This window comes from Pseudomonas sp. GW458-11-26-14-LB4, assembly GCF_059423925.1.
Genome location: NZ_JBWKYU010000010.1, coordinates 119,131 through 143,445 on the forward strand (window position 1 = coordinate 119,131; position 24,315 = coordinate 143,445).

The following is a 24,315-nucleotide window of genomic DNA, read 5'->3' on the forward strand; positions in this document are numbered from 1 at the left end:
ACCACAGAAAGCCCGCCTAGCGCGGGCTTTTTGCTGTCCGGGATTTGGCTTTTGCCGGCCTGAACATGAGAAAGCGACCTTTGAAGGTCGCTTTTTTCGTTTCTGGCGCTGCTATTGCGCCGAGTTGCGGCTGTGGCGGTAATCGCTGACCGCTTCATACACCGCCTTGCGCAGGCGGTTGATCCCGCCAATCGGGCGATGAGCGTCGATGCCGAACCAAGGGTTGAAGGAAAGGTTGTCGCATTGCAGGTTCAGCGCCGGGGTGTCGAAGTCCTGCGGGGGCAGGGTGATCCGCGCCACTGTCTGGAATGGGCTGTCCTGCTCGCGCCATTCGATGCTGGTGTCTTCGATCGGCATGTACTTGTTCGCGTCCTGCCGCTGAATTTGCAACACGAAACACGCCGGAATCCGGTCGGTGGACAGTTGTTGATTCAGCGCATTGCGCAGGAAGTTCGGCAGATCCTGGTTCTGTTTCGGCAAGGTATAAGCGGGGCAGCGCTCCGGATCCGGCATCACCCGGAACTTGGCATTGGCCTCGCCGAACTTGTAGGGCGATACCGAGAAATAGGTCGTGCGGGTCGGGCTTTCCGGCGGTGGCGATAGGGTTGCCAATGCAATGAACAAATGCCGGATCTGCCAGCTGCGCGGATCCCACCCCGGAAAAAACGCCATGACCTTCTTGCCGTCAGCCTGCGCCGCCACATTCTGACGATACTCGGCGACATCGCTGACAAAGAAGTTCGGGTGACTGAACATCACGAAATCCTGCTCGTGCAGCCCCTGACGGTCCCCCAGCAACTGCTTGCCCGGCACATCGAGCAATTTGAGCGCCATGCCCCGGGCATCGCGGATGCTGTCGAATTGCGGATAGGCGTTGCCGTTGGACAGGCGCATCGTCGCTTTCCACAGCTTGCCCGGTTCGCTGAAAACGCCCTGGCGCAATTCCTGAGCCAGATCCGGCAACACCTGCACATCGGCCTTCACGCAGCCATGAGCCTTGGCATGTGCATCGCGCAGGTAGCGGGTGCTTTCGCGGTGCTGATCGACGATGCGCACGGCGGTCTGAATCACGTCCTGGGTCATGGCGGCTTCGCCATCTGGAATCTGCTCCAGCGCCGACACCGGGCCACGGTGCTGCCAGGCGAACCACGCGCTGGTCAGGGCCCAGCCGATCAGGCCGATCACCAGCAGGATCAACAGGGTTTTACCCAGTAACCGTCCCAGCCAGAGCCAGAAACGCGCCAGTATCGAAGGTCTTGTGAAGGAATTGAAGATCATGGCAGTTGCGCCTCCAGCGGGCCGCCCAGCACTTTCAGGTATTCCAGCAGCGCCCAGCGCTCTTCTGGCTGCAGCAGTCGGCCGATGACGCCGTTGCCGCGCTCGCCGGCGCGGAATTCGTGGCCGCTGTTGTGGTTGCCGGTGATGCGGGTGTCGAACAGGAAACCGTTGGTGAAGGCTTCGGTGCGGTAGCCCAGATGGCGCGGGTCGTATTCGAAGGTGCCTTTATAGAAGGTGGTGGCGCGCTCGTCCTGAGGCGACAGCAACTGATAAAGGCTCGGCACCGAGCCGTTGTGCAGGAACGGGGCCGTGGCCCATACGCCGGCAAGCGGACGCGCCTTGTAGGCAACTTTTTCGCGAACGCCGATCGGCAGACCGAAGCCGTCGAGCTGTGGTTTCTCGGCGGCGGTGACGCCTGCTTCACGGTACGCACGGTTTTCCACGAAGGCGGTGACGTAAGCCAGTCCCTTGGCCACTGACAGCTGGCTGAGGTCCAGCGGTTCCTTGGGTTTGGGGTGCAACTTCACGTCCATTTGTTCGAGTTCCGCCGGGTTCCATTGCAGGGCGGTCAGGTCGAAACGGTGATTGGCAATGTTGTTGGCGGAGTTCGGGTCGGTGCCGATGACGTCCACCGGGAGCATGCGCAGATGTTGCACCCAGCGCTCGCCGTCCTGGGTCTGGCGCGGTACGTGGCACCCGGCGCAATTCTCGGCGAACAGGGCTCGCCCCTTGGCTGCCAAGGGTTTGTCGACGAGCCCAAGTACCTCTTCAGGCCAGGCTGGCGGTCGCAGTTTTTGCAGGGTTTCTTCGATCGTGTGCAGATCACACACACGCACGCTGGAGGCATAGCGGTCATCGCCCTGCAGCGGCTGGCCGTTGGCGTCGAAGAAATTCAGGGTGGCGCCGACGCCCAAAGCCTCGCCGATATTGCGCGCCATCGGTTGTTGCGCCGAACCGTTCCACTGCACCCAGTCGAACGTCCACATGTCCCACAGTTGCGGGTAATCCACCGGGGCGTTGGCCACGCGGTAGTTGTCCGGGGAAATCGCGTCGCCGAAGGTCGCGTTGGCGATACGCCCGAACGCGTCGGTGCGGCCCGGGCCTTCTTCGGTGGGGTAGAGGCCGCGATGGGTGTCGTTCCAGGCCACTTTGATGAAGGTGTTCAGTGAGTGTTTGAAGTCTTTGCGCAGTTGTTCGTGGCGGGCGTCGTAGTCGTTGCCCAGCACGTGGCGAGCGAAGCGTTCGAATTTCCACGGGTTGTAGTAAGTCGAGGTAAGACTGGCGACCAATGCCTGTCCGAAACTGCCGCCGCGCAATGTAGGAACGCTGGAGGGCAACACATGCTGGGCCGAGCCGCCGTCAATACGGATTGCCTGGCCATTGAAGTGCAGTTCACCGGTGTGGCAGGCCGCACACGTGATGTCGAGATATTGCTCGGCGCTGCCGGGATTCTGGTGCCGGGCGAAACCTACCGGCAGATTCCCCGGGTTGTCCGGCGTGGCTTTCTGCTGCGGATCGATCAGAAAGCCGAAGCGCGCGAGGTATTCCGGGGAGGCAAAACGTTGCTGCGAGAATGGCAGCTCCAGCGCCTGAAACCATTCGTAACGAAGGCCTTTGACCTGCGTTCCCTGCGGAGTGAAGTAGTAGGTCTGGCGCTCTTGCTCAGTCCACTGGTTCAGGTAATGCACCTGTTTTGCGGGCGCAGGGAAGGGCAATCTCGGATTGGCGACATAGTAAAGAACCACCGCCAGGACCAGTCCCAGCAGCACCACGATCAGCGTCAGCACACGGTATAAGAGGCGCAAGATGAACATCCTTGTCGAGTTGTTGCGCTGTTATGCCTGAGCCGAGTCATGTGCGGCAAGTGGCCATTACGCCAAGTGTTGTGGGAAGCGGCATCAATTGCTGTCGGCGAAAGATGACAGAAGCTTCATCGTGCCTTTCGCCAAATGCTTTTTAATCCCTGAACTTATCGGAAGATTCCTGCTCTCATGCCGGTAGCCATTGGTCGTGGCGGCCTGATAAGCTCGCGGCTTTACTCGATTGCCCTTTCGGCGCATGAACAAGGAAATAGCATGAAACAGCATCGGTTGGCGGCGGCGGTTGCCCTGGTTAGCCTGGTACTCGCGGGTTGTGATTCGCAGACCAGCGTAGAGCTGAAAACCCCGGCGCAAAAAGCTTCCTACGGTATCGGCCTGAACATGGGCAAGAGCCTTGCTCAGGAAGGCATGGATGATCTGGACTCCAAAGCGGTAGCCCAGGGCATCGAAGATGCCGTCGGCAAGAAAGAACAGAAGCTGAAAGATGAAGAACTGGTCGAAGCTTTCGCCGCGCTGCAAAAGCGTGCCGAAGAGCGCATGGCCAAGATGAGCGAAGAGTCGGCAGCCGCCGGCAAGAAATTCCTCGAAGAAAACGGCAAGAAAGCCGGCGTGACCACCACCGCTTCCGGTCTGCAGTACGAAGTGGTCAAGAAAGCCGACGGCCCACAGCCTAAGCCGACCGACGTCGTGACCGTTCACTACACCGGCAAGCTGACCAACGGCACCGTTTTCGACAGCTCCGTCGAGCGCGGCAGCCCGATCGATCTGCCGGTCAGCGGTGTGATCCCGGGTTGGGTAGAAGGCCTGCAACTGATGCACGTTGGCGAGAAGTACAAGCTGTACATCCCTAGCGATCTGGCTTACGGCGCACAATCGCCGAGCCCGGCAATCCCGGCCAACTCGGTTCTGGTTTTCGACCTGGAACTGCTGGCCATCAAGGATCCAGCCAAAGAAGACGCCGCCGCCAAGTAATCTGCGCCGGTTTCAACAACAACGCCTCGCTTATGCGGGGCGTTGTTGCATCTGGACGATGGTCGGCGTAAACAGACCGAACCGATGCCGGTCATGGCAGTCCTAGACTTTAAGGTTGCCCGCGCTAGACGCCCGGGACCGCCAAGTCAATGAAATATTGGGATTTTTTATGTGAGTAAAAAACGCCCGATCTGAGCGTAGCCCTTATGGAACGGGGCTCTCAGCGCTGAAATGCAGCTCTGTTCACAAGGTTATCCACAATTTGTGTGGATAACATTTCAACGGGAGAAATAAATGAAAGCGCCGTGGAATTTCGCCCGATTCCTGCCTTTGGCCGGACGCCTGCTGGCTCGAGGTCGCTTGCCGACCTTGTTGTTCGCCGTGGCCAGCAAAGGCGCTGCTCAGGGCAATCGTCTCGGCAAGCTGAAGGACGATCTGCGTCTGTTGCAGGCGTTGTGTCTGGCGTACTGGCGCGGCGAGTACCGTGCGATCAGCGCCAAGGCCATCGTTTCGGTGGTGGCGGGTCTGATGTACTTCCTCAGTCCGGTGGACGCCATCCCGGATTTCATTCCCATGTTCGGCATGCTCGATGACATCGCCGTCCTCGCCTGGCTGATGAAAACCCTCGACGATGAACTGAATGCCTTCCGCCTGTGGCGCCAGCGCCAGGCTCCGGAAAAGCTCAGAGTGGTCGAGCGTTTACCCGATACACCCGAGCAACTTCAGCTTCAGGGGCCGAAAAAGTCCTGAATCGCGACAGCCTCGTACACAGATAGATACCCCCCACGACCTTGGCCGCTGTTAGGATTACACTTCTAGGGAAAAGTGCCGACTCGCTAAGTGTTGTTGTCCTACGGGGTAGTCATGGATATTCAGATAATTGCACGCGATGGCGAGCCCGAATATGCGGTTCTGCCATGGGCTCAGTATCAGGCTCTACTGAAAGCAGCAGGCATCAACGAAGCACCGTCGCAACTGGCTCCAGCGCCGCTTGCGGCAACCCCGGACCCGATTCTTCCAGGTCTGGATCAGTTACGCAGTTTGCGCGAAGGGAAGGGCATCGCCATCGAGGCGCTGGCCCGCACGGTAGGCATCAGCCCGTCTTACCTGGCCATGATCGAAAGTGGCGAGCGTCTGCCCGACGCCGCGATTCGCCGCAGCCTGGCCTGGGAGTTGACGGTGCCAGGGTGGAGGGAACAATCGTGAGCGTACGCATCAGTCGTCAACATTGGGACGGATTGCTGGGGGAGCTGGATCAGGCGCGCAGGCAGCGCCATCTTTTGACTTATCGAGCCTTGCTTGAACGCCTGCAACTGCCCACGCCGGCCATGCAGACATTGACCGCGGCACTTGAGCATCTCGCCGCACTGGACGCGAAAGCCGAACAACCGTTGCGCAGCTCGCTGGTGATCAGCCAGGGTGCCAGCCGCCTGCCACGCACCGGTTTCTTTGAGTGTGTCGAGCGTCTGGGGCGCTTTTCCGGGCCGTCCGACGGCGTTGCCGCCGCCTCCTGGCATGCTTCGGAAGTGGTGCGGGTGTTTGAGTACGAGTACCCGGAATCGGCGGAGGCCTGAGTGTTTTTACGACTCAAGGCGCGGGCAAGTTACTGGCTGGCCCGTAGGCTGTTTCACTGGTCGTGGTTTGTCCGTCAGCCCCGCGGCTGGCGCTGGCTCGAAGGACAGTTTGCACGCATGGCCAACCTGGGCGATGTCGGTGCGCAAAGTTTTTACGGGCACATCCTGACGTTTCGCGGGGTTGGCCTGGGCGCACGTGAAGAAGGTGTGCGGTTGTTGCGACTGGCTGCGCTGGCCGGGGATGGCAAGGCGGCGTATCAAGTCGGTGTCATCAGTCTTGCAGGTACGCCGAGCAAAGCGCCAGATCCTTCGGAGGCCGCTCGCTGGTGGACCATGGCCGCGAAGGCCGGGCATCCGTTGGCGGAGCTCAAGTTGAAAGAGCTGGCCGGCCGAGACGCTTCTCGATAAGCAAATCATCTGTTCCGTGAACGGGGCGTGAGGGAAACCTCCCGCCCCGTTTTTGCGTCTGCAGTTCGATAAAGATCAGTTACAGACTTCTCCTACATCCTCCGCCTACTCGCCTGACTTCTTTTCTGTTTGATCCCCCGCAAAGTCCCTCGCCTGATTTTTGCGCGAGGGAACGCACATGTTTGACCCGGTTTTTCGTTTCGCCATGCGCATGGGAATGCGCTGATGGATGCCGTCACCCGCATCGAGCAAGAACTCGACAGCTTTCCCCGCACCCTCGATCTCTATCGCGAACAGCTGAAGCACTGGCTCAGCCGCTCGGCAGACACTGTCAGTCATACGGCCGATCTGCCGTCGCTGATGGGGATGGAGCGGATCATCCGTTTCGGCGAGCGCAGCACGGCGGTTGCGATAGACGACGGCCGTTTTTCTTCTGCGGTCGTGCAATGCCCGGAAAGCGGGCCGATGGAGATCGAGAGCAAGTTCGAGTCGGCGTACGACATTCCGTTGGGCGACATCGTTGTCGATGTGGTGGCGGTGGAGGGCGGTGCAGTCGAGTCGGTCACCCTCAATGCTCAGGGCAAAGGGGAGTTCACCGGTGAGGCGGGCAAGTTCTACCGGGTGGTGGTGCACGGCGAGGCCAGCGAGAAGCAGGTTGATGCGCTGTTCGAATCCTACGCTGGCCTGACCCGGCAGCTGGATGGTTGGCTGCGCAGCGAATGGCAGGGTTTCAAGCCGCAGTGGTCGCAGTCGGTGGCCACTGCGGCAGGGAACGGCATGCTGGCCGGGAGCTGGGCGGCGATCGAGGGGGTGTGGGACAGCATCGGGTTGCTGTCGGAGATTCTCCAGGATCCCGGAAAGTTTGCCGAGCGGTTGGGCAGTGGCGCCGCACAGCTGATCGCGTTGGCAGAAACAGCGCCTGAAATGATGGAGAAGCTTCAGTTACTGGTCAGTGACGAGGCGGCGCTGTGTTTGTTGCTGCGTACTGCCAGCCTCTGGCTGGAAATGCTGCCTCCCAATGTGATTGCCGGGAAAACCGCCGAGGCGGTATCGATGGTGGTGGTTCAACTGCTGATCGATGTGTTGATCGGCGTTGTGCTGACCTTTGTCGGTGCTGGGGCGGGGATTGCGTATCTGACCTTGCGTCTGGCGGATCGTGGCGCTCAGTTGCTGTCGGCGGTGGCGCGCCTGGTGAAGGCGATGTTCGGCATCGTCAGCACCTTCATCGGCTACGTGAACCAGTACAAAACCGTCGCCGCACGAGGCATCGCCGCCGGGGTGAAAAAGGGCCGCATGCAATTGCGCTGGGATGCCCGGCGTAATGCTTCCCTGAAAAAAGACGAGCCCCATGACGACACGCCGGATCAGGCGAAGAACCCCAACGGTGACAGCGCTGATTGTGCGCCGCTGACCTGCACCAACGGGTGTCCGGTGTCGATGGTCACCGGTGAGGAATTGCTGACGCTGACTGATGGAGTGCTCGATGGGCTGCTGCCGTTCGAGTTCAGCCGGTTGTACCGCACCAGCGCGGCCGAGATCGATGTTGGGTTGGGGTTTGGCTGGGGTCATTCGCTGGCGCATCGGCTGGAGGTTGATGGCGCTTCGGTGGTCTGGGTGGATCACGAGAACCGGCGCACGCGGTTTCCGTTGCCGAGCGTCGAGCGGCCGGCGATTCACAACAGCTTGTCGCGAGCGGCGATCTTTCTCGGGGATGAGCCTGAGGAGCTGATTGTTGCGCTGGCGGGGGACTCGGCGCGGTTTTATCACTTTCGGGCTGGGCGTCTGACTGCTGTCAGCGATGCCTACGGTAACCGGTTGCGTATTACGCGGGACCGCTTGGATCGCGTTGAGCGCCTCGATAACGGGGCCGGTCGTTCCCTGTTGCTGCGCTATGAGCGGGCGCATCTGATCGCGGTCGATTATCAGGTTTTTCGGGAGTCTGCCTGGCGTACCGAGCAGACGCTGGTCAGTTACCGCTTTGATGCTCGCCATCGACTGATCGAGGCGTCGAACGCCGTCGGCGAGACCGAGCGTTACGATTACGACGACCGGCACGTCATCCTGCAACGGCAACTGAGCGGCGGCGCGAGCTTTTTCTGGGCGTGGGAGCGCGCTGGCAAAGCGGCGCGTTGCGTGCGGCACTGGGCGTCGTTTTCGCAGATGGACACGCGTTACGTCTGGGATGACACTGGCCGGGTCACCGTGCAGTACGTCGATGGGACTGAGGAAACTTACGTCCACGACGACACCGCGCGGTTGGTGCGTCAGGTCGCCGCCGATGGTGGCGAACAGCTCAAGGCCTATGATTCGGCGGGCCGGATGGTTGCCGAGCAGGATGCGCTGGGGGCGGTCACCGAGTACCGCTATGACGACGCCGGGCGGTTGATCGCGCTGATTCCGCCGGACGATGCGCCGACATCCTACGAGTACCGCAACGGTTTTCTGCACAGCCGCTCACGTGGCGATGCGGTGTGGACGTACCGGCGCAATGCCCAGGGTGACATCACCGAAGCGGTCGATCCCGATGGCCATGTCACCCACTACCACCGCGATGCACAGGGGCGGTTGCTGTCGATCCGTTATCCGGATTCGGGTCGGCATGTGTTCGTGTGGAACGACCTGGGCCAACTGGTCGAAGAAAGTCTGCCGGACGGTGGGGTTCGCAAGTTTTCCTACGATGCGCTAGGGCGGCGGATTACGGCGCAGGACGAGCATGGCGCGGTCACCCGTCATGCATGGGATGCCGTTGGCCGGCTGATCCAGACCACCTCGCCGAATGGCGCCACTCGAGCCTTCAGTTATAGCGCCTACGGCCAGATCACGGCCGAACGCGATGAACTGGGGCGGATCACCCGCTACGAGTATGACGACGACCTGCATTTGGTCAGCCGGCGGATCAACCCCGACGGCACACGAGTCCAGTACCGCTACGACCATGCGCAGCTGCTGCTGACGGAAATCGAGAACGAGTCCGGCGAAAAGTATCGGCTGGACTACACGCCCACCGGACTGATCCGACAGGAAACCGGCTTCGATGGTCGGCGCACGGCGTATGCCTACGACCGCAACGGTCATCTGCTGGAGAAGACCGAGTTCGGTGAAGACGGCTCGACGCTGGTCACCGGCTACCAACGTGATGCTGCTGGGCGTCTGCTGCTTAAGACCCTGCCGGACGGGGTCGAGGTCAGCTACCGCTATGACCGTCTCGGTCGGCTGGTCGGCGTGGATGACGGCCAGGATCACCCGCTGGCCTTCGAATACGACCGGCAGGACCGGCTGGTGCGCGAGCATCAGGGCTGGGGCACCCTGCGCTACACCTACGATGCCTGCGGCCAGCTCACTCGCATGCGTCTGCCGGACAACAGCAAGCTCGACTACCACTACGCCAAGGGCGGCGCGCTGACCGCGATCGACCTCAACGGCGCCTTGCTCACCCGCCACGTCTACCAGCACGGCCGCGAACAGCAGCGCCAGCAAGGCCTGCTGCTCAGCGAATACACCTACGACGAACAGGGCCGCTTGAAGTCCCACGCCGTAGGCCATCAACGCAGCGCGCTGTACCGCCGCGACTTTGCCTACAGCGCCAACGGCAACCTCGAACACATCGCCGACACCCGCCACGGCCAGCGCAGCTACACGTACGACGCCCTCGACCGGCTGATTCGCGTACGCCACACCCGCGACGATGTGCCGGAAAACTTCGCCCACGACCCGGCCGGCAACCTGCTGATGCAGGACCGTCCAGGCCCGCCACAGATCAAAGGCAATCGCCTGCTGATGCAGGGCGATCGTCATTACGACTACGACGCCTTCGGCAACCTGATCCGCGAACGCCGCGGCCGCGCACAAACCCTTGTCACCGAATACCGCTACGACAGCCAGCACCGCCTGATCGGCCTCACCCGTCCCGACGGCACCAGCGCCACCTATCAGTACGACGCCTTCGGCCGGCGCATCCGCAAAACCGTCGACGGCCAGACCACCGAGTTCTTCTGGCAAGGCGACCACCTGATCGCCGAAAGCAGCCCGACCCAACACCGCAGCTTCATCTACGAACCCGGCACCTTCCGCCCGTTGGCCATGCTCGACGGCAAAGGCCCGAAACGCGCCTGCCCGTTCTACTACCAGCTCGACCACCTCGGCACCCCGCAGGAACTGACCGACTACAGCGGCGACATCGTCTGGTCCGCCAAATACAGCGCCTACGGCAAGGTCACCTCACTGGAACTGGCGACCGAGGACTACCTGAACCAGCCACTGCGCTTTCAGGGGCAGTACTTCGATGACGAAAGCGGGCTGCATTACAACCGGCACCGGTATTACGACCCGGACGTGGGACGGTATCTGACGCCGGATCCGGTGAAGCTGGCGGGTGGGCTGAATCAGTACCAGTACGTGCCGAATCCGACAGGGTGGGTGGATCCGTTGGGATTGAGCTGCAACTGCCCCGGAGCCATTGCTGCTGATGGACCTTATAGTGAAATTGTTCCTGGTGGAGGCTTAGAAGCCCATGAGTCGCGCGGTGGACATGCTATTGCGAGACATGTAGATAGATCGGAGGCTCAACTCAGGGCTAGGCTAGCGGCCGAGCCGAACATACCTATTGCGTCAACATTTCTAAATAGATCAGAAGCTGAAGCTGCACTCTCGAATGTTATTAGAAACAACAAGGTGGCAATTGATAATTTTGTGCAGGGTAATGCAAGCAAACTTGTAATTAATGAACAGGTTTCTGCTCCTGCAGGGGTGGGTGTAGTGAGGCAGAGCGGAAGGTTGGAACCTTTGTCTAGCATAAGATTGGTGTTGCGACGAGATGCAACTTCACCGCTTGGATACTTTATTTTGACGGGGTTTGTAAATGACAATTGAAGATTTTCCTAGCCTTTTTCAGTTTCTCGGGGCCTATTTTCATGAGGACTGGATGTGTGAGTTTGACTCGGCAGATGATGTTGTTAAATCTTTCATAGCGGACTCGGAATCTCGCGTACTTGAGAAGGTGGTAAAGGAAATCGATTCTCTTTTGGCGATGAAAATTTCAGAAAATGAAACTCGAGATTTTTTGCTGAAAAAAAATGGTTGTTGTTATTGCTATTGGAATGAGTGGCAAGACGGAAATTCGTGGTTGAAGCACATTTCTGTACTTTTTAGTGAGGCTTCGCATAGTAATATTTAAGTGTTTCTGGGGTTTTTAGTGTTATTTGATATTCGTTGGGTAAGAAAGTGGTTTTGAGAGGAGTTGGTATTGTGGTTGAGCAGAGTCGTAAAGTTGGTTTTTTATCTAGGATTTTGTTTTTTTGTAAAGGTATAGGGTTTTTTGTGATGCAAGGGGCGAAGCTTCAGTTTCAGGAAGTTGAAGAGTCTGCTAATAATAAAAAAGAATTAAACCTGGGGGCTGCTGCTAAATCTAAAAAATTCCGAGGAGTTCATAGTTCTCGATTTTTGAGCCACAAAGCACAGATGAATGCATATAACGAGGCTGTGACGAGAGAATCCAGAAAAATGCCCCGCTTCACGGGAGAGGATAGTATGGGAAATCTGGTAGTGAGAATGGAAACTGAAAATATTGGTGAAGGATATGAGCCAAATCCTGCAGATCCATCTGATCCACGCTACATTTCTGAAATGAACGGCTTTGAAATGAGATTTGATTTCGAGACGCTAAAGCCTTGGGCTCTTTATCCGATAGAGAAAGCATAATGTTGATGCATCCTTATCTTGATATTCCTTATCGTCCAAGGTTGTCTCACTTTCTCGGTGGGTTTGATACATATGATCGCGAGGAGAGCTTGGGTGAGACGCTGTCTGCATACGATCCGGAGGATCCATCAGACAGAAGTATTTTAATATCCAGGTACGTAATCAAGCGGTTTTCGAAACTGAGCCATCGGCATAAGTTCGTTTTGTTTGCTGTCTTGGGAGAGGCGCTTGAAGAAAGTGGTGATGTCTTTCAAGAGGTGCTGGAGCATGATCCATACTCTCACTCCTTGCTACCAGACGGCTGGGATGAGATGAATGATCCAAGGGCATTTTTCGAAGGTATGTACTTTCAGTTGTCCGAAGCATGGATGGACGAGCTTTACAAAGCCAGTCAAGAAGACTTATCAACTTGGTAGGCGCGACTTGGTGGTCGCTGCGATTTTGTAAGTTTTGGGGGCATTCATAGGGTGAAGATGCTGGTTGCACGAATTCGGTTATGTCGAATCACCGATGTCCGAGTGTAAGTGCTTCTGTAGATGGCTGAGCGAAAAGGCTATCAATCAAATGCACGCTATACCCCGGAACATTCTTCGCATGATGCTTCGCCTGCGAAGCCATCTCCGCCAACTGACTCGCATCCAGCTGCGCACACGCTTCGGGATGCAAATGCACCACGCCAATGGACAATGACAGCAACGGAAACTCCTGACGAATGCCCTGGCGGTTCGGCGCAACAAAACACCCAGCCTCCAGATGTTCCGGGCGGTAGAAACGCCGGCATTGGCTCTGGAAATCATCAAGCAATTGGTTCAGCCGTTTGCGCCAATCCTCCGGGCCGAGCACCAGCAGGAAATCGTCACCACCGATGTGGCCAACGAAATCCCGGGATGGGTCGACGCGTTCGTTGAGGCATTGCGCCAGACACAGCAATACCTCATCCCCACGCCCATACCCATAGATATCGTTAAAGGGTTTGAAGCTGTCGATGTCGACATAACAAATGACCGACTCCCGTCCCTGTTGCAGCAACCGTGTCAGGCACTGCTGAATCGGAACATTCCCCGGCAGCAACGTCAGCGGGTTGGCATAGCGGGCCTGCTGGATTTTCAGTTCGGTGATCAGTTTGAGCACGTCAATCACCCGGCCCAGGCCCAGGTAACCGCCGTTGAGGGTGATGATGAAGTCTTCTTCGATGCGTTGCCGGGCGCGGCTGGTGATCAGACGGCTGACCTGTTGCAGCGACTGGCTCATTTCCACGGCGAGGAAGTCGTCGTTCATCAGGCGGCTGATCGGTTTGCGGGCGAACAGGTCGGTGGCGAACGGTTTGAGCAGCGCATCGGACAGCGAGTGACGATGAACGATGCCGCATGGCTGACCCTGTTCGTCGAGCACCGCCAGTGAGTTCAGGTTGGCCTGACGGCGGAAGGCTTCCAGTACGGTAGCGGTCGGTGTGTCGCGATTCACGGCCGGTTGATCGTTGAGCAGGGCGCTGAGGTCGCTGCCTTCATCGTTCAATGTGACGGCGCTGCTGTCGTGCTTGGGCATCAAGGCGCGGGCATCGCGCGGCGGGTGTTCCTGAGGGCGGCCGAGCAGGTATCCCTGCACCAGATCCACACCCATCTCGGTCAGCACTGCCAGCTCTTCCGGCAGTTCGATGCCTTCGGCAATCACCTGTGCCCGCGAGGCCTTGGCGATTTGCAGGATCGATCCGACGAACTCGCGTTTCAATGCGTCCTGATGAATGCCATCGATAAAGTGCCGGTCGATCTTCACGTAATCCGGCCGCAGCTCCGACCACAGGCGCAGGCTCGAATAACCAGCCCCAAGGTCATCGAGGGCAATCGAAAAACCCATCGCCCGATAGTGATGCAGCGCAGTTTGCAGCAACTGAAAGTCATCGATCGGCGTTTGTTCGGTGAGTTCGATCACCACCTGACTCGGCGGGATACCAAAATCCTGCAGCAGCTGCAGCGTGCGCCCCGGCTGGTGCGCGGCTTCGAGCAGGGATTCGGGAGAGACGTTGAGAAACAGCTTGCCCGGCAACTGCTGTTCGTTGAAACGGCGACAGGCGCTTTGGCGGCAGGCGATTTCCAGTTCGCTCAAGCGTCCGGCCTGGCGGGCCACGGCGAACAGGGCGATGGGGGAATGCAGCGGGCTGTTGGACGGGCCGCGGGTCAGGGCTTCGTAGCCGAGAATGCGCCGTTCAGAGAGGCAAATGATCGGCTGGAACAGGCTGTGTAATCCGCTTTGAGTCAGGATCGAGCTCAAGGCACTCAGCTGTTCGGTCGTGGTCATGGCAATCTCTGGCGATAAAAAAAGGACTGGGAGCGTTCTCGATGAAGAGAACAGCTCCCAGTCCTTTATTGCACGACAGAATGATGACTGTTTGATGACGATCCGGGGATCGTCAGCATTAAATTGCCATCACCTTACTTCTTTGCGACCTGATTGCTCAGCTTGAGGTAATCCAGCAGCACGCGCCCGGTCTCGCTCAGGTAGGCGTCGTCTTCCGGTTTGACCTTGTCCGGCTCGGCGGCCGCCAGGGCGTCCTCGTCTTCTTTCTTCAGCTCTTTGAGCGGTTCTTCGCCTTTGGCCTTGCGACGGATGTTTTCCATCGCCAGTTGCTTGGCGTCGATGTCGGCGTGCTGGGCACGGCGTTCGGCTTCATTGAGGCTGACGGTTTTTTCTTCCAGCAGCTTCTGCGCCAGGGCCAGCTTGTCACGGATGAACACAAACTCCGCGTCCTTGGCGGAACGGGTGTCATGCTCGGATTTCAGCTGGGCCAGATACGGCTTGAACGGATCGCTCGCCGGTTTGATCGCCGCGCGGATGGTGTCCCACGGCATGGCTTCCGGCAGGGCGCTTTCGCCGATTTCCTTGGTGTCGATGATCGACGGGTAATCGATGTCCGGCAGTACGCCCTGATGCTGGGTGCTCTGACCGGAAACCCGGTAGAACTTGGCCAGGGTCAGTTTCAGTTCGCCATGGTTCAGCGGCTGGATGGTCTGGACCGTGCCTTTGCCGAAGGTCTGGCCACCGATGATCAGCGCGCGGTGGTAGTCCTGCATGGCGCCGGCGAAGATCTCCGAAGCCGAGGCGGACAGACGGTTGACTAGCAGCGCCATCGGGCCTTTGTAGAAGGCGCCCGGGTTTTCATCTTCAAGTACATCGACCCGGCCATCGGCGTTACGCACGAGCACGGTAGGGCCCTTGTCGATGAACAGGCTGGTCAGCTCGGTGGCTTCCTGCAGGGAACCGCCGCCGTTGTTGCGCAGGTCGATGACCACGCCGTCGACTTTCTCTTTCTGCAGTTCGGTCAGCAGCTTCTTGACGTCGCGAGTGGTGCTCTTGTAGTCCGGATCGCCGGCACGAAAGGCCTTGAAGTCAAGGTAGAAGGCCGGAATCTCGATCACGCCGAGCTTGTAGTCTCGGCCGTCCTGTTTCAGGTTCAGCACGGACTTCTTCACGGCCTGGTCTTCGAGCTTCACCGCTTCACGGGTGATCGGCACGATCTTGCTGGTCTGGTCGTTCGGCGCATTGCTCGCCGGGATGACTTCCAGACGCACCACGGTGCCTTTCGGGCCACGGATCAGCTTGACCACTTCATCCAGACGCCAGCCGACCACGTCGACCATCTCTTTGTTGCCCTGGGCAACGCCGATGATCTTGTCGGCCGGAGCAACCTGCTTGGTCTTGTCGGCCGGGCCTGCCGGCACCAGACGCACGACTTTCACCTGGTCGTTGTCGCTCTGCAACACGGCGCCGATACCCTCGAGGGACAGGCTCATGTTGATGTCGAAGTTCTCCGCGTTATCCGGCGACAGATAGTTGGTGTGCGGATCGTAAGACATGGCGAAGGTGTTGATGTACGCCTGGAAGATGTCTTCGGCGCGGGTCTGGTCCAGACGCGCCAGTTGATTCTTGTAGCGCTTGGTCAGGGTTTCCTGGATCTGCTTCGGCTCTTTGCCGGCGATCTTCTGCCGCAGCACCTCGTCCTTGACGCGTTTGCGCCACAGGTCATCGAGTTCGGCGGTGGACTTGAGCCACGGAGCGTCCTTGCGATCGATCAGCAAGGTTTCCTTGGTGGTGAAGTCCATCTTGTCGACGCCTTTGTTCAGCTCGGCAAGGGCGAAGTCCAGACGCGCCTTCACGCGGTCCAGGTAGCGCTTGTAGATGGTGAACCCGGCGTTGAGGTCGCCGCTCTTGAGGAAGTCGTCGAACTGGGTCTTCCACTTGTCGAATTCGGCGATGTCGCTGGCCATGAAGTAGCTGCGCGACGGGTCGAGCAGCTTGATGTAGCTGTCGTAGATGATCACCGAGCGCGCATCGTCGAGCGGCGGCTTGCTGTAGTGGTGACGCTTGAGCAACTCGACGACGTTCAGACTGGCGATCACTTCGTCGCGATCAGGCTGCAACTTGTCCCAGCTGTTGGCTGCGAATGTGGTGCCCGACACCGGCAACAGACCGATACCGATGAAAAGAGCGAGGGCGGTGCTGGGGAGCAGATGCTTCATGCTGATTCGACGCGGGGACAATTGATAACGCATATTAGGCCGTCTTTGAAGTCGCCGGTACCTCTACGCTCTGTACGATAACTGCTGTTCAGCGTTCGTTCAGACCCCAGGGCCGGTCGCATAATGCAAAAAGCCCGGCGCTACATCTTCGGGCTCAGTCCAGACTCACTATGGAGGCACTGTGAAGGCATTGCAAGGCGTTGAAGGTCAAGTGGCATGGGTTGATGAACCAAGTCCTACATGTGATGTAGGACAAGTTCGCATCCGGGTGGCGGCAGCGGGCCTCAATCGCGCGGATTTATTACAGAAAGCTGGACTTTATCCACCCCCTCCAGGTGCCAGCCAGGTGCTGGGTCTTGAGTGTTCCGGGGTGATCAGCGAGGTCGGCGCAGGCTCGTCCTGGCAGGTCGGTGACCGGGTCTGCGCCTTGCTGGCCGGGGGCGGGATGGCGCAAGAGGTGGTCGTCGACGGAAGGCATGTGCTGCCGGTTCCGGAAGGTGTATCGCTGATCGAGGCCGCTGCGTTGCCCGAGGTGTACGCGACCGTCTGGCTGAATGTGTTTCAACTCGCTGCGCTCAAACCGGGTGAGAAAGTTCTTCTGCACGCCGGAGCCAGTGGTATCGGTTCAGCCGCCATTCAACTGTGCAAGGCTTTCGGCAATCCCTGCTGGGTCAGCGTCGGCTCGGCCGAGCGGCTGGCCTACTGCGAATCGCTGGGGGCCCAGGGCGGGGTGGTTCGCACCGACGATCTGGAAAGCCTGCGGGATTTCGGGCCGTTCGATGTGATTCTGGATCCGGTGGGCGGCAATTATTCGGCTTTGAACCTTAAGTTGATGGCTCAGGACGGCCGATGGGTGCTGATCGGCCTGATGGGCGGCCGCGAGGCGAAGTTGGATCTGGCCCAGGTGCTGGCCAAGCGCGTGCAACTGCTGGGCTCGACCCTGCGCAGCCGTGAAGATCAGTTCAAGGCCGATCTGTTCAGCGATCTGAGCCAGCACGTGTGGCCACTGTTTTCCGAAGGTCGCCTGAAGCCGCAACTGGCCAAGACCTTCCCTATCAAGGATGCCGAGGCTGCGTTTGCCGAGCTGGCGAGCAACACGGTGGCGGGGAAGCTGGTGCTGGTGATCGACGAAAGCCTGAGCTGATCGTTGATGCTTGTGGGAGCAGGCTTGCTCCCACAAGACAACCGCTTACTTCCAGAGGTGGATCGGCCAGCCGGACTTCTCGGCCTCTGCAAGCAGGACCGGATCCGGATTGACCACATGCGGAAAATCCACTTTCAGCAGCAGCGGCAGATCATTGCGTGAGTCGGAATAGAAACTCGCGCCCTCAAGGTTTTCCTCTTCGGCATCCAGCCATTCCAGCAAGCGGGTGATTTTGCCTTCGCGGTAGGTCAGGGTGCCCACGGTGTGGCCGCTGTAAACGCCATGCGCCACTTCCAGTTCGATCCCCAGCACCTCGTCGATGCCCAGTCGATCGGCAATCGGTTTGACCAGGTGCGTACCCGAGGCCGAGATCACCAGAATCCGGTCGCCGGCCTTGCGGTGGGCAGCAATGGTTTTGGTCGCGTCGCTGAAGATGATCGGCTCGATGAAGTCTTCCACCCACGGCCCGACCAAGTGATCGACCTCTTCCGGGGTGCGGCCGATCAAGGGTTCGAGGCTGAACTCCATGTAGTCTTCCATGCGCAACTTGCCATGGCTGTAGGCGTCCATCAGCTCGTTGTTCCGGCGCATGAACGACTCGGGATCGACCCAGCCCAGGCGCCCCATCTGCTCGCTCCAGAGGGTGGCGCAGTCGCCGTGGATCAGGGTTTCGTCCAGATCAAAAATTGCCAGGGCCATCAGTTCAGTTCCCTCTTGGGTGTCAGCAAAGTCATCAGGCTACCTCACACAGAGCGGTGGGATCGATGGAAAGTGACAGGCGCTGACCATCGGGATGCAGATCCGCCGCCGAACGGTTGAGCACATCCACCACCAGTTCCACGCCCCGAGCTTCGACGCGGTAGCGGATCACGTTGCCCAGCAGACTGTGGCTGCGGATTTGCGCATCGGGTTCACCGCTGAGGCTGAGTTCAATGGCTTCCGGGCGAATCGCGATGCGGTGATTGATCGGCCGCTGCAACAGCTTGGAGGCACTCTCGGCATCCAGCAGGTTGTAGTTGCCGATGAAGCCGGCGGCGAATACGTCGACCGGTGCGGTGTAGAGGGTTTCGGCATCGCCGCTTTGTACGATTTTTCCCTGATTCATCAGGAAAATCCGGTCAGACATGGTCAGGGCTTCTTCCTGATCGTGTGTGACGAAGATCGTGGTCAGGCCAAGTTCGCGCTGGATCTGACGGATCTGTTCGCGCAGGTGTTTGCGAATTCGCGCATCGAGGGCCGACAGCGGTTCATCCAGCAGCAACAGGCGCGGACGGGTCACCAGCGAACGGGCGAGGGCGACACGCTGACACTGGCCGCCGGACAGCTGATGCGGATAGCGACTGGCGAAATCGTTGAGTTCAACCAGTTTCAACACTTCGGCAACCCGCTTGTGGCTGTCGTCGGCGTTGACCTTTTGCATGCGCAGGCCGAAGGCGACGTTCTGTTCGACGGTCATGTTGGGGAACAGCGCGTAGCTCTGGAACACCATGCCGATCCCGCGCTTCTGCGGGGTGAGCGGCACGATGTCGACGCCATCGAGCAGAATCTTGCCGCCATCCACCGGCGTCAGCCCGGCGATGCAACGCAGCAGGGTGGATTTGCCGCAACCGGACGGACCAAGCAGGGTGACGAATTCACCCTTGTTGATTTCGCAGTTGATGTCGCTGAACACCGTGGTGCCCGCGTAGTTTTTCTGAAGGTGTTGGACGCTGACATAGCTCATTCGCTTTTGTCCTTGTTCAAGATGTTGGCGACCCAGGTCAGGACCAGCACGAAAAAGAAGTAGGAGATCACCAGCGCACTGGTGAAGTGGCCGCTGCTGTTGCGCATGTTGTTCAGATAAACCTGCAGGGTTTCGTAGCGGGTGCCGACCAGGATGTTGGCGAACACGAACTCACCGAACAGGAACGAGAACGACAGCAGCAACGCGACCATCAGGCCTTTGCGCAGGTTCGGCAGCACCACCAGGAAAGCTGCCTGAAAAGTGCTGGCGCCAAGCAGTTGGGCGGCGTCCATCAGGTCGCGCAGGTTGATCGCTTGCAGGTTGTTGGTGATCGCCCGGTACATGAACGGCAGCGCCACGGTGAAGTAGCAACCGATCAGGATCCACGGCGTGCCGACCATCGCGAACGGCCCGGAACCGTAGAGCTGCAACAGGCCCACCGACGACACCACCGGCGGTACGGCGAAGGGCAGCAGGATCAGGATGTTCATCAGCGCATCGAGTTTCGGGAAGTGGTAATGCACCACGAACAGCAGCGGCAGGATCAGCACCACCGACAGGATCAGCGCGCCGACGCACACCAGCAGCGACTGACCGAAGGCGTGCAGAAAACGCGGATCGCTCCACAACTGGATATACCACTTGAAGGTGAAACCGCTGGGCAGGATGGTGGCCGACCAACTGCTGGCGATCGAGTAGATCAGCGTGCCCACCAGCGGCAGCAGCAGGATGGCGAACAACAGATAGACCACGACGCGGTGGTAGACGCCGGCCGGGCCGGATTCAGCGCGAGACATGGTAGCTCCTCTTCAGCAGCAGTTGATGCACGACGGTCACCAGGGTCATCAGCGCCACCAGCACCACGGCCAGGGCGCTCGCCAGGTTCGGGTCGAGGGAAATGTCGCCGGAGACCATCGCCGCAATCCGGATCGGCAATACGTTGAAGTTGCCGGTGGTCAGCGCGTAGACCGTGGCGTAGGCGCCAAGGGCGTTGGCCAGCAGGATCACGAAGGTGCCGAGCAGGGCCGGGGTCAGTACCGGCAGGCCAATGTGGCGCCAGAACTGCCAGCCGTCAGCGCCGAGCAGTGCGGCGGATTCGCGCCAGTCTTCACGCAGTGCGTCGAATGCCGGGTACAGCAGCAACACGCCGAGGGGAATCTGGAAGTAGGTATAGAGAATGATCAACCCGGTTTTCGAGTACAGGTTGAAGTCCTCGATGATCCCGGCCTGCTTCAACATGATGGTGATGCTGCCGTTGAAGCCGAGCAGGATGATGAACGCAAACGCCAGCGGCACGCCGGCGAAGTTGCTGGTCATGTTGGCGAAGGCGTTGACGAAGTTGCGCAGCTTCGAATCGACCCGGCGCAGGGAGTAGGCGCCCAGCACCGCGATGATGATGCCGAACACACTCGACCAGAAACTGATTTCGAGGCTGTACTGGATCGCCTGCAAATAGAACTTCGAACTGAAGATCTTGCTGAAGTTGGTGAAGCCCCAACCGAATTCTTCCGATTGCAGGCTGTTGATCATCACCCAGATCAGCGGGGCGATTTCGAACACGATAAAGAACAGTGCGAAAGGCACCAGGCACAGGGCGGCCAGCCATTTACCGCGAGTCATTGAGTTCACTTGAGTAACTCCCGGCACACAGGTTTGTCGTGGGGCACGCCGAGCAGTTCGCAGACGGTGCCGCAGATGTCGGTCTGCTTCGGCGTGGCGTCGGTGTTTAAGCTGAAGGCGTCACCGAGTACAAACAACGGCACCTGGCGTTCTTCCGGCAGCAGGCCGTTGTGCGAGCGGTCGTTGTTCATGCCGTGGTCGGCGGTCACCAGCACCTGGCAACCGGCGTCGAGCCAGCCTTGCAGGTAGTCGGCGAGGATGATGTCGGCGCTGCGCGCGCTGTTGCGGTATTGCGGGGTGTCGAGGCCGTGCTTGTGCCCGGCGTCGTCGATGTTCATCGGGTGGATCAGCAGAAAGTCCGGTGCATGGCGCAGGCGCAGGTTTTCGGCGTCGGCGAACAGGTGCGAATCCGGATAGTGATCGTTCCAGTAAAAGTGGCCGTGCTGGATCGGTAGCGTCGGGTCATCGGTATGCCGATCCCGTGCTGCCACGAACGGCGAGCGGTTGTAGAGCTCGCTGACCCAGTGGTACGCCGCAGCGGCGGTTTTCAGACCGGCATCACGGGCGTAGTGATAGATGCTGCGCTGGTTGGACAGGCGCGAGACGTTGTTGTGGACGATGCCGCTGTCGATCGGCGGTACGCCCGTGAGGATGCATTCGTAAAGCGGTCGGGACAGGGCCGGCAGCTCGCACTCCAACTGGTAGAGCGCGGCGCGTCCTGCGCCAACGTAAGCCTGCAGATGCCCCATGGCGTGACGCGCGACCTCGTAGTTGAGGCCGTCGAGCACGACAAGGATGACGGTGTGCTTCATAGGGGCAAAAACTCCGCGAAACAATAAATCGGAAAACTCGAAATCAACACGGATCCTGTGGGAGCGGGCTTGCCCGCGAAGGCGTCATGTCATTCAACTCATGTGTTGAATGTGAAACTGCCATCGCGGGCAAGCCCGCTCCCACAGGGTTTTGCGTCAGACCCAGTGGGGATCTACCGACTTACTTCATCTCGACGATGACTTCTTCGTTCCACTTCTGCGGCAGGGCCTTGGAGGTTTTTTCCCACGCATCGGCGTCCTTGATCGGGGTGACCTTCTTGTACTGATCGTTCGGCAGCAGCTTGGCTTTCACGTCTTCCGGCAGTTGCAGGTGCTCGGCGCGGATCGGGCGGGCGTTGCCGCGGGCGAGGTTGGTCTGGCCGGCGTCGCTGAAGATGTATTCGCGGGTCAGCTTGGCGGCGTTCGGGTTTTTCGCGTACTTGTTGATGATGGTGGTGTAGCCGGAAATCACCGAACCGTCGGACGGGATCAGCACCACGTAGTCATCCGGATTGGCCATCTTGGCCTTGTAGCTCAGGCCGTTGAAGTCCCAGACCACGCCGACTTCGATCTCGCCTTTTTCCATGGTGGCGATGGTCGGGTTGGCCATCGACAGGCGACCCTGCTTGGCGATGTCTGCGAACAGCAGCAGGGCAGGCTGGAGGTTTTTCTCGTCGCCGCCGTTGGCCAGCGCAGCGGCAAGTACGCCGTTGGCAGCCTGGGCCGCGGTGCTCACGTCACCGATGGAAACCTTGTATTTGCCGCCCTTGAGGTCAGCCCATTTGGTCGGTACTTCGGAGCCGTGCAGCAGCTTCTTGTTGACGATGAAGGCGATGGTGCCGGTGTAGGCCAGTGCCCAGTTGCCGTCCTTGTCCTTGGCCCAGTCCGGCACTTGATCCCAGGTGCTCGGCTTGTACGGTTGCACCACGCCTTGCTTGACCGCGATCGGGCCGAAGGCCGCGCCGACGTCGCCGATGTCGGCGGTGGCGTTGTCTTTTTCGGCGGCGAACTTGGCGATTTCCTGGGCCGAACTCATGTCGGTGTCGATGTGTTTCAGGCCGTATTTCTTGGCCAGGTCTTCCCAGGTACCTTTCCAGTTGGCCCAGTCATCGGGCATGCCGACGCTGTTGACGGCACCTTCCGCTTTCGCAGCGGCTTCGAGGGTTTTCAGATCATCAGCCGCCATGGCGGCGGTGCACATGGCAATGGTCGAGCCTAACAGTGTTGCCAGGAAAAGCTGTTTCATTCCGAAGCTCCTTGGTCGTGTTCAACGCTGCGATTGCGGATTGTGTTGGTCTAGGTCAGCAATACCTGAGCCAATGTAGGGGGGCTGGATGACACTTTGATGTCGGCGGATACCTGACCCGCGTTTTATTTCTCCTGTATCGACGGCTGCCCGCTAAGCGTAGACCACCCGCAAAGTCCCGGTGGGCAAGGGACTTGGCCGATGTATTGCAAGTTGTCAGGGCGACCGTTCGGTAGTTTTGTCATCTCTCGGTCATCTGCACTGCCTAGGCTTGCAACATGACCAAACGGCGCAATAGCTGTGCGGTTTTGCCCCGAAACAGTGCTGGTCTAGTCCAGATAGGTAACGTTGATGCGCGATGAGGCAACAAAAGCGGTGACAGCGATTGGCCAGATCCTTCAGGAGCAACTCGACCATGGGTTGCTGGCGGCGGGGAGCAAGTTGCCGGCCGAGCGCAAGCTCAGTGAGTTGTTCGGCACGACGCGGATTACGGTACGGGAAGCCTTGTTGCAGCTGGAGGCGCAAGGGCAGATTTATCGCGAGGAGCGGCGGGGCTGGTTCGTGTCGCCACCGCGTCTGGCCTATAACCTGATGCAGCGCAGTCACTTTCACGCGATGGTCAGTGCGCAGGGGCGGGTGCCGTCGACCGAGGTGATTTCGGCGCGCTTGCAGCCGGCGTCAGCGGCGGTCTGTGCGTGGTTGCAATTGCCGGCGTTGTCGAGCGTGATTCAGATTTGCCGGTCGCGGCGGATCGATGGGCGGCTGGTGTTGTATGTGGAGCATTATCTGAATCCGCAGTTTTTTCCGGGGATTCTGGAGTTTGATTTGAATCAGTCGATTACCGAGCTTTATGCGCGGCATTACGATTTGCACTATGGGCGGGTGCGGTTCGAGATTGTGCCTACGTCTTTATCGGTCGATGCGGCGGCGGCGTTGCGGGTGTCAGTGGGGAGTCCGGGGTTGAGGATTGCTCGGGTTAATTATGATCAGTCTGGGCGGTTGATTGATTGTGATCTGGAGTTTTGGCGGCATGATGCGATACACGTTGGGGTTGATGTGGTTTGATCGCTTTGTGTGAATATCCGTTGCTGCGGTAACGGCTTCTTAGGGTTTCGCCCTTACGGCGAGTCACTTTTTTCAAACGCCAAAAAAGTAACCAAAAACGCTGGGCCCCGGCGTTCGGCACCTCGCTTTGGCTCGGTGTTCCTTCGTTACGGGATTCATCCGGGGGCATCGCCTACGGTTTGCTTCGCTGCACCTCCTCTCGATGCATGCGGCTGCGCCGCACGGTCGCTGCGCTCCCACCTCCGGATCAATCCCTCCACTCAGCCTTCCGATGGGGCCGGCACGTCAAGAGCTTTTCTTGAGCTAACGCTCATCGTGTTCTGGATATGTGCCTCTTAAGCGTTGGTTTTGCTGTTTGAGTTGGATTTTTTCAATTGGGCGAATCCGGATTTTAATTTCTGGACGTTTCCTACTTGTTGTTCGGCTGCATCTGACGCGACAG

General features: G+C 59.1%; 21 protein-coding genes. 11 read left to right on the forward strand and 10 right to left on the reverse strand.

The annotated features are described in order from the left end of the window. Nucleotides 1-111: 111 nt before the first annotated feature. Both AC07XZ_RS15345 and AC07XZ_RS15350 read right to left on the reverse strand, forming a co-directional pair. Nucleotides 112-1,248: a catalase family protein gene (locus AC07XZ_RS15345; RefSeq protein ID WP_173892796.1), complete on the reverse strand. Its 1,137-nt coding sequence runs from the start codon at nt 1,246-1,248 to the stop codon at nt 112-114. 26 nt (nt 1,249-1,274) lie between these two features. Further along, on the reverse strand, nt 1,275-3,083 hold the full coding sequence (locus AC07XZ_RS15350; protein ID WP_102688668.1) for a di-heme-cytochrome C peroxidase: 1,809 nt from the start codon (nt 3,081-3,083) through the stop codon (nt 1,275-1,277). 270 nt (nt 3,084-3,353) lie between these two features. On the opposite strand from AC07XZ_RS15350, the gene bamJ reads away from it, so the two are divergent. The 9 genes from bamJ (at nt 3,354) to AC07XZ_RS15395 (ending at nt 12,165) form a co-directional block, all read left to right on the forward strand. Next, complete coding sequence (gene bamJ, locus AC07XZ_RS15355; protein WP_007950433.1) at nt 3,354-4,070, forward strand: BamJ family beta-barrel-assembly machinery protein; 717 nt, start codon at nt 3,354-3,356, stop codon at nt 4,068-4,070. A gap of 294 nt (nt 4,071-4,364) precedes the next feature. Beyond that, nucleotides 4,365-4,820, forward strand: coding sequence for a YkvA family protein (locus AC07XZ_RS15360; protein ID WP_007950434.1), 456 nt, complete (start codon nt 4,365-4,367; stop codon nt 4,818-4,820). A gap of 114 nt (nt 4,821-4,934) precedes the next feature. Next, complete coding sequence (locus AC07XZ_RS15365) at nt 4,935-5,276, forward strand: helix-turn-helix domain-containing protein (protein WP_102688669.1); 342 nt, start codon at nt 4,935-4,937, stop codon at nt 5,274-5,276. Then, a complete protein-coding gene (locus AC07XZ_RS15370) occupies nt 5,273-5,644 on the forward strand; it encodes a hypothetical protein (RefSeq protein WP_003223109.1) in 372 nt (123 codons plus the stop codon). The genes AC07XZ_RS15365 and AC07XZ_RS15370 overlap by 4 nt, the downstream gene beginning before the upstream one ends. Beyond that, the gene (locus tag AC07XZ_RS15375; protein ID WP_064378694.1) at nt 5,645-6,052 is read left to right on the forward strand and encodes an SEL1-like repeat protein; all 408 of its coding nucleotides are present in this window, start codon (nt 5,645-5,647) and stop codon (nt 6,050-6,052) included. Nucleotides 6,053-6,277: 225 nt separating this feature from the next. After that, complete coding sequence (locus AC07XZ_RS15380; RefSeq protein WP_494990244.1) at nt 6,278-10,921, forward strand: RHS repeat-associated core domain-containing protein; 4,644 nt, start codon at nt 6,278-6,280, stop codon at nt 10,919-10,921. Beyond that, nucleotides 10,911-11,225: a contact-dependent growth inhibition system immunity protein gene (locus AC07XZ_RS15385; RefSeq protein ID WP_102688258.1), complete on the forward strand. Its 315-nt coding sequence runs from the start codon at nt 10,911-10,913 to the stop codon at nt 11,223-11,225. The genes AC07XZ_RS15380 and AC07XZ_RS15385 overlap by 11 nt, the downstream gene beginning before the upstream one ends. Nucleotides 11,226-11,296: 71 nt before the next feature. Further along, entirely contained in the window at nt 11,297-11,749 is a 453-nt protein-coding gene (locus tag AC07XZ_RS15390; protein WP_236191920.1) for a hypothetical protein, read from the forward strand. Further along, nucleotides 11,749-12,165, forward strand: a complete 417-nt coding sequence (locus tag AC07XZ_RS15395) for a hypothetical protein (protein WP_102688259.1) — start codon at nt 11,749-11,751, stop codon at nt 12,163-12,165. The genes AC07XZ_RS15390 and AC07XZ_RS15395 overlap by 1 nt, the downstream gene beginning before the upstream one ends. Nucleotides 12,166-12,253: 88 nt before the next feature. On the opposite strand, the gene AC07XZ_RS15400 is transcribed toward AC07XZ_RS15395, so the two are convergent. Further along, the gene (locus AC07XZ_RS15400; protein ID WP_102688260.1) at nt 12,254-14,044 is read right to left on the reverse strand and encodes a bifunctional diguanylate cyclase/phosphodiesterase; all 1,791 of its coding nucleotides are present in this window, start codon (nt 14,042-14,044) and stop codon (nt 12,254-12,256) included. A gap of 134 nt (nt 14,045-14,178) precedes the next feature. Further along, on the reverse strand, nt 14,179-16,263 hold the full coding sequence (locus tag AC07XZ_RS15405; protein WP_165369544.1) for a carboxy terminal-processing peptidase: 2,085 nt from the start codon (nt 16,261-16,263) through the stop codon (nt 14,179-14,181). Nucleotides 16,264-16,444: 181 nt separating this feature from the next. Between AC07XZ_RS15405 and AC07XZ_RS15410 the strand changes: the two genes are divergently transcribed. Then, nucleotides 16,445-17,407, forward strand: coding sequence for a zinc-binding dehydrogenase (locus AC07XZ_RS15410; RefSeq protein WP_102688261.1), 963 nt, complete (start codon nt 16,445-16,447; stop codon nt 17,405-17,407). Nucleotides 17,408-17,452: 45 nt separating this feature from the next. On the opposite strand, the gene AC07XZ_RS15415 is transcribed toward AC07XZ_RS15410, so the two are convergent. The 6 genes from AC07XZ_RS15415 to AC07XZ_RS15440 form a co-directional block, all read right to left on the reverse strand. After that, nucleotides 17,453-18,106, reverse strand: a complete 654-nt coding sequence (locus AC07XZ_RS15415) for an HAD family hydrolase (RefSeq protein WP_102688262.1) — start codon at nt 18,104-18,106, stop codon at nt 17,453-17,455. Nucleotides 18,107-18,140: 34 nt separating this feature from the next. After that, nucleotides 18,141-19,130, reverse strand: a complete 990-nt coding sequence (locus AC07XZ_RS15420; protein WP_085748482.1) for an ABC transporter ATP-binding protein — start codon at nt 19,128-19,130, stop codon at nt 18,141-18,143. Beyond that, complete coding sequence (locus tag AC07XZ_RS15425) at nt 19,127-19,927, reverse strand: ABC transporter permease (RefSeq protein ID WP_007960203.1); 801 nt, start codon at nt 19,925-19,927, stop codon at nt 19,127-19,129. Before AC07XZ_RS15425 ends, AC07XZ_RS15420 begins: the two co-directional genes overlap by 4 nt. Beyond that, nucleotides 19,914-20,750 carry an ABC transporter permease gene (locus AC07XZ_RS15430; protein WP_166673444.1) on the reverse strand — a complete coding sequence of 279 codons (837 nt, stop codon included), beginning with the start codon at nt 20,748-20,750 and terminating at the stop codon, nt 19,914-19,916. The genes AC07XZ_RS15425 and AC07XZ_RS15430 overlap by 14 nt, the downstream gene beginning before the upstream one ends. A gap of 5 nt (nt 20,751-20,755) precedes the next feature. Next, nucleotides 20,756-21,562 carry an alkaline phosphatase family protein gene (locus tag AC07XZ_RS15435; RefSeq protein WP_102688264.1) on the reverse strand — a complete coding sequence of 269 codons (807 nt, stop codon included), beginning with the start codon at nt 21,560-21,562 and terminating at the stop codon, nt 20,756-20,758. A gap of 181 nt (nt 21,563-21,743) precedes the next feature. Then, nucleotides 21,744-22,808 carry an ABC transporter substrate-binding protein gene (locus tag AC07XZ_RS15440; RefSeq protein ID WP_102688265.1) on the reverse strand — a complete coding sequence of 355 codons (1,065 nt, stop codon included), beginning with the start codon at nt 22,806-22,808 and terminating at the stop codon, nt 21,744-21,746. Nucleotides 22,809-23,159: 351 nt separating this feature from the next. Between AC07XZ_RS15440 and AC07XZ_RS15445 the strand changes: the two genes are divergently transcribed. Next, a complete protein-coding gene (locus AC07XZ_RS15445; RefSeq protein WP_085732333.1) occupies nt 23,160-23,873 on the forward strand; it encodes a UTRA domain-containing protein in 714 nt (237 codons plus the stop codon). Nucleotides 23,874-24,315 lie beyond the last annotated feature (442 nt).

What these genes read in the sequence shown, in the direction of transcription:
- AC07XZ_RS15445 (WP_085732333.1), top strand. Translation starts at nt 23,160, where the DNA reads ATGCGCGATGAGGCAACAAAAGCGGTGACAGCGATTGGCCAGATCCTT.
- AC07XZ_RS15420 (WP_085748482.1), bottom strand. Translation starts at nt 19,130, where the DNA reads ATGAGCTATGTCAGCGTCCAACACCTTCAGAAAAACTACGCGGGCACC.
- AC07XZ_RS15395 (WP_102688259.1), top strand. Translation starts at nt 11,749, where the DNA reads ATGTTGATGCATCCTTATCTTGATATTCCTTATCGTCCAAGGTTGTCT.
- AC07XZ_RS15405 (WP_165369544.1), bottom strand. Translation starts at nt 16,263, where the DNA reads ATGAAGCATCTGCTCCCCAGCACCGCCCTCGCTCTTTTCATCGGTATC.
- AC07XZ_RS15435 (WP_102688264.1), bottom strand. Translation starts at nt 21,562, where the DNA reads ATGAAGCACACCGTCATCCTTGTCGTGCTCGACGGCCTCAACTACGAG.
- AC07XZ_RS15415 (WP_102688262.1), bottom strand. Translation starts at nt 18,106, where the DNA reads ATGGCCCTGGCAATTTTTGATCTGGACGAAACCCTGATCCACGGCGAC.
- AC07XZ_RS15360 (WP_007950434.1), top strand. Translation starts at nt 4,365, where the DNA reads ATGAAAGCGCCGTGGAATTTCGCCCGATTCCTGCCTTTGGCCGGACGC.
- AC07XZ_RS15430 (WP_166673444.1), bottom strand. Translation starts at nt 20,750, where the DNA reads ATGACTCGCGGTAAATGGCTGGCCGCCCTGTGCCTGGTGCCTTTCGCA.
- bamJ (WP_007950433.1), top strand. Translation starts at nt 3,354, where the DNA reads ATGAAACAGCATCGGTTGGCGGCGGCGGTTGCCCTGGTTAGCCTGGTA.
- AC07XZ_RS15385 (WP_102688258.1), top strand. Translation starts at nt 10,911, where the DNA reads ATGACAATTGAAGATTTTCCTAGCCTTTTTCAGTTTCTCGGGGCCTAT.
- AC07XZ_RS15400 (WP_102688260.1), bottom strand. Translation starts at nt 14,044, where the DNA reads ATGACCACGACCGAACAGCTGAGTGCCTTGAGCTCGATCCTGACTCAA.
- AC07XZ_RS15440 (WP_102688265.1), bottom strand. Translation starts at nt 22,808, where the DNA reads ATGAAACAGCTTTTCCTGGCAACACTGTTAGGCTCGACCATTGCCATG.
- AC07XZ_RS15380 (WP_494990244.1), top strand. Translation starts at nt 6,278, where the DNA reads ATGGATGCCGTCACCCGCATCGAGCAAGAACTCGACAGCTTTCCCCGC.
- AC07XZ_RS15365 (WP_102688669.1), top strand. Translation starts at nt 4,935, where the DNA reads ATGGATATTCAGATAATTGCACGCGATGGCGAGCCCGAATATGCGGTT.
- AC07XZ_RS15425 (WP_007960203.1), bottom strand. Translation starts at nt 19,927, where the DNA reads ATGTCTCGCGCTGAATCCGGCCCGGCCGGCGTCTACCACCGCGTCGTG.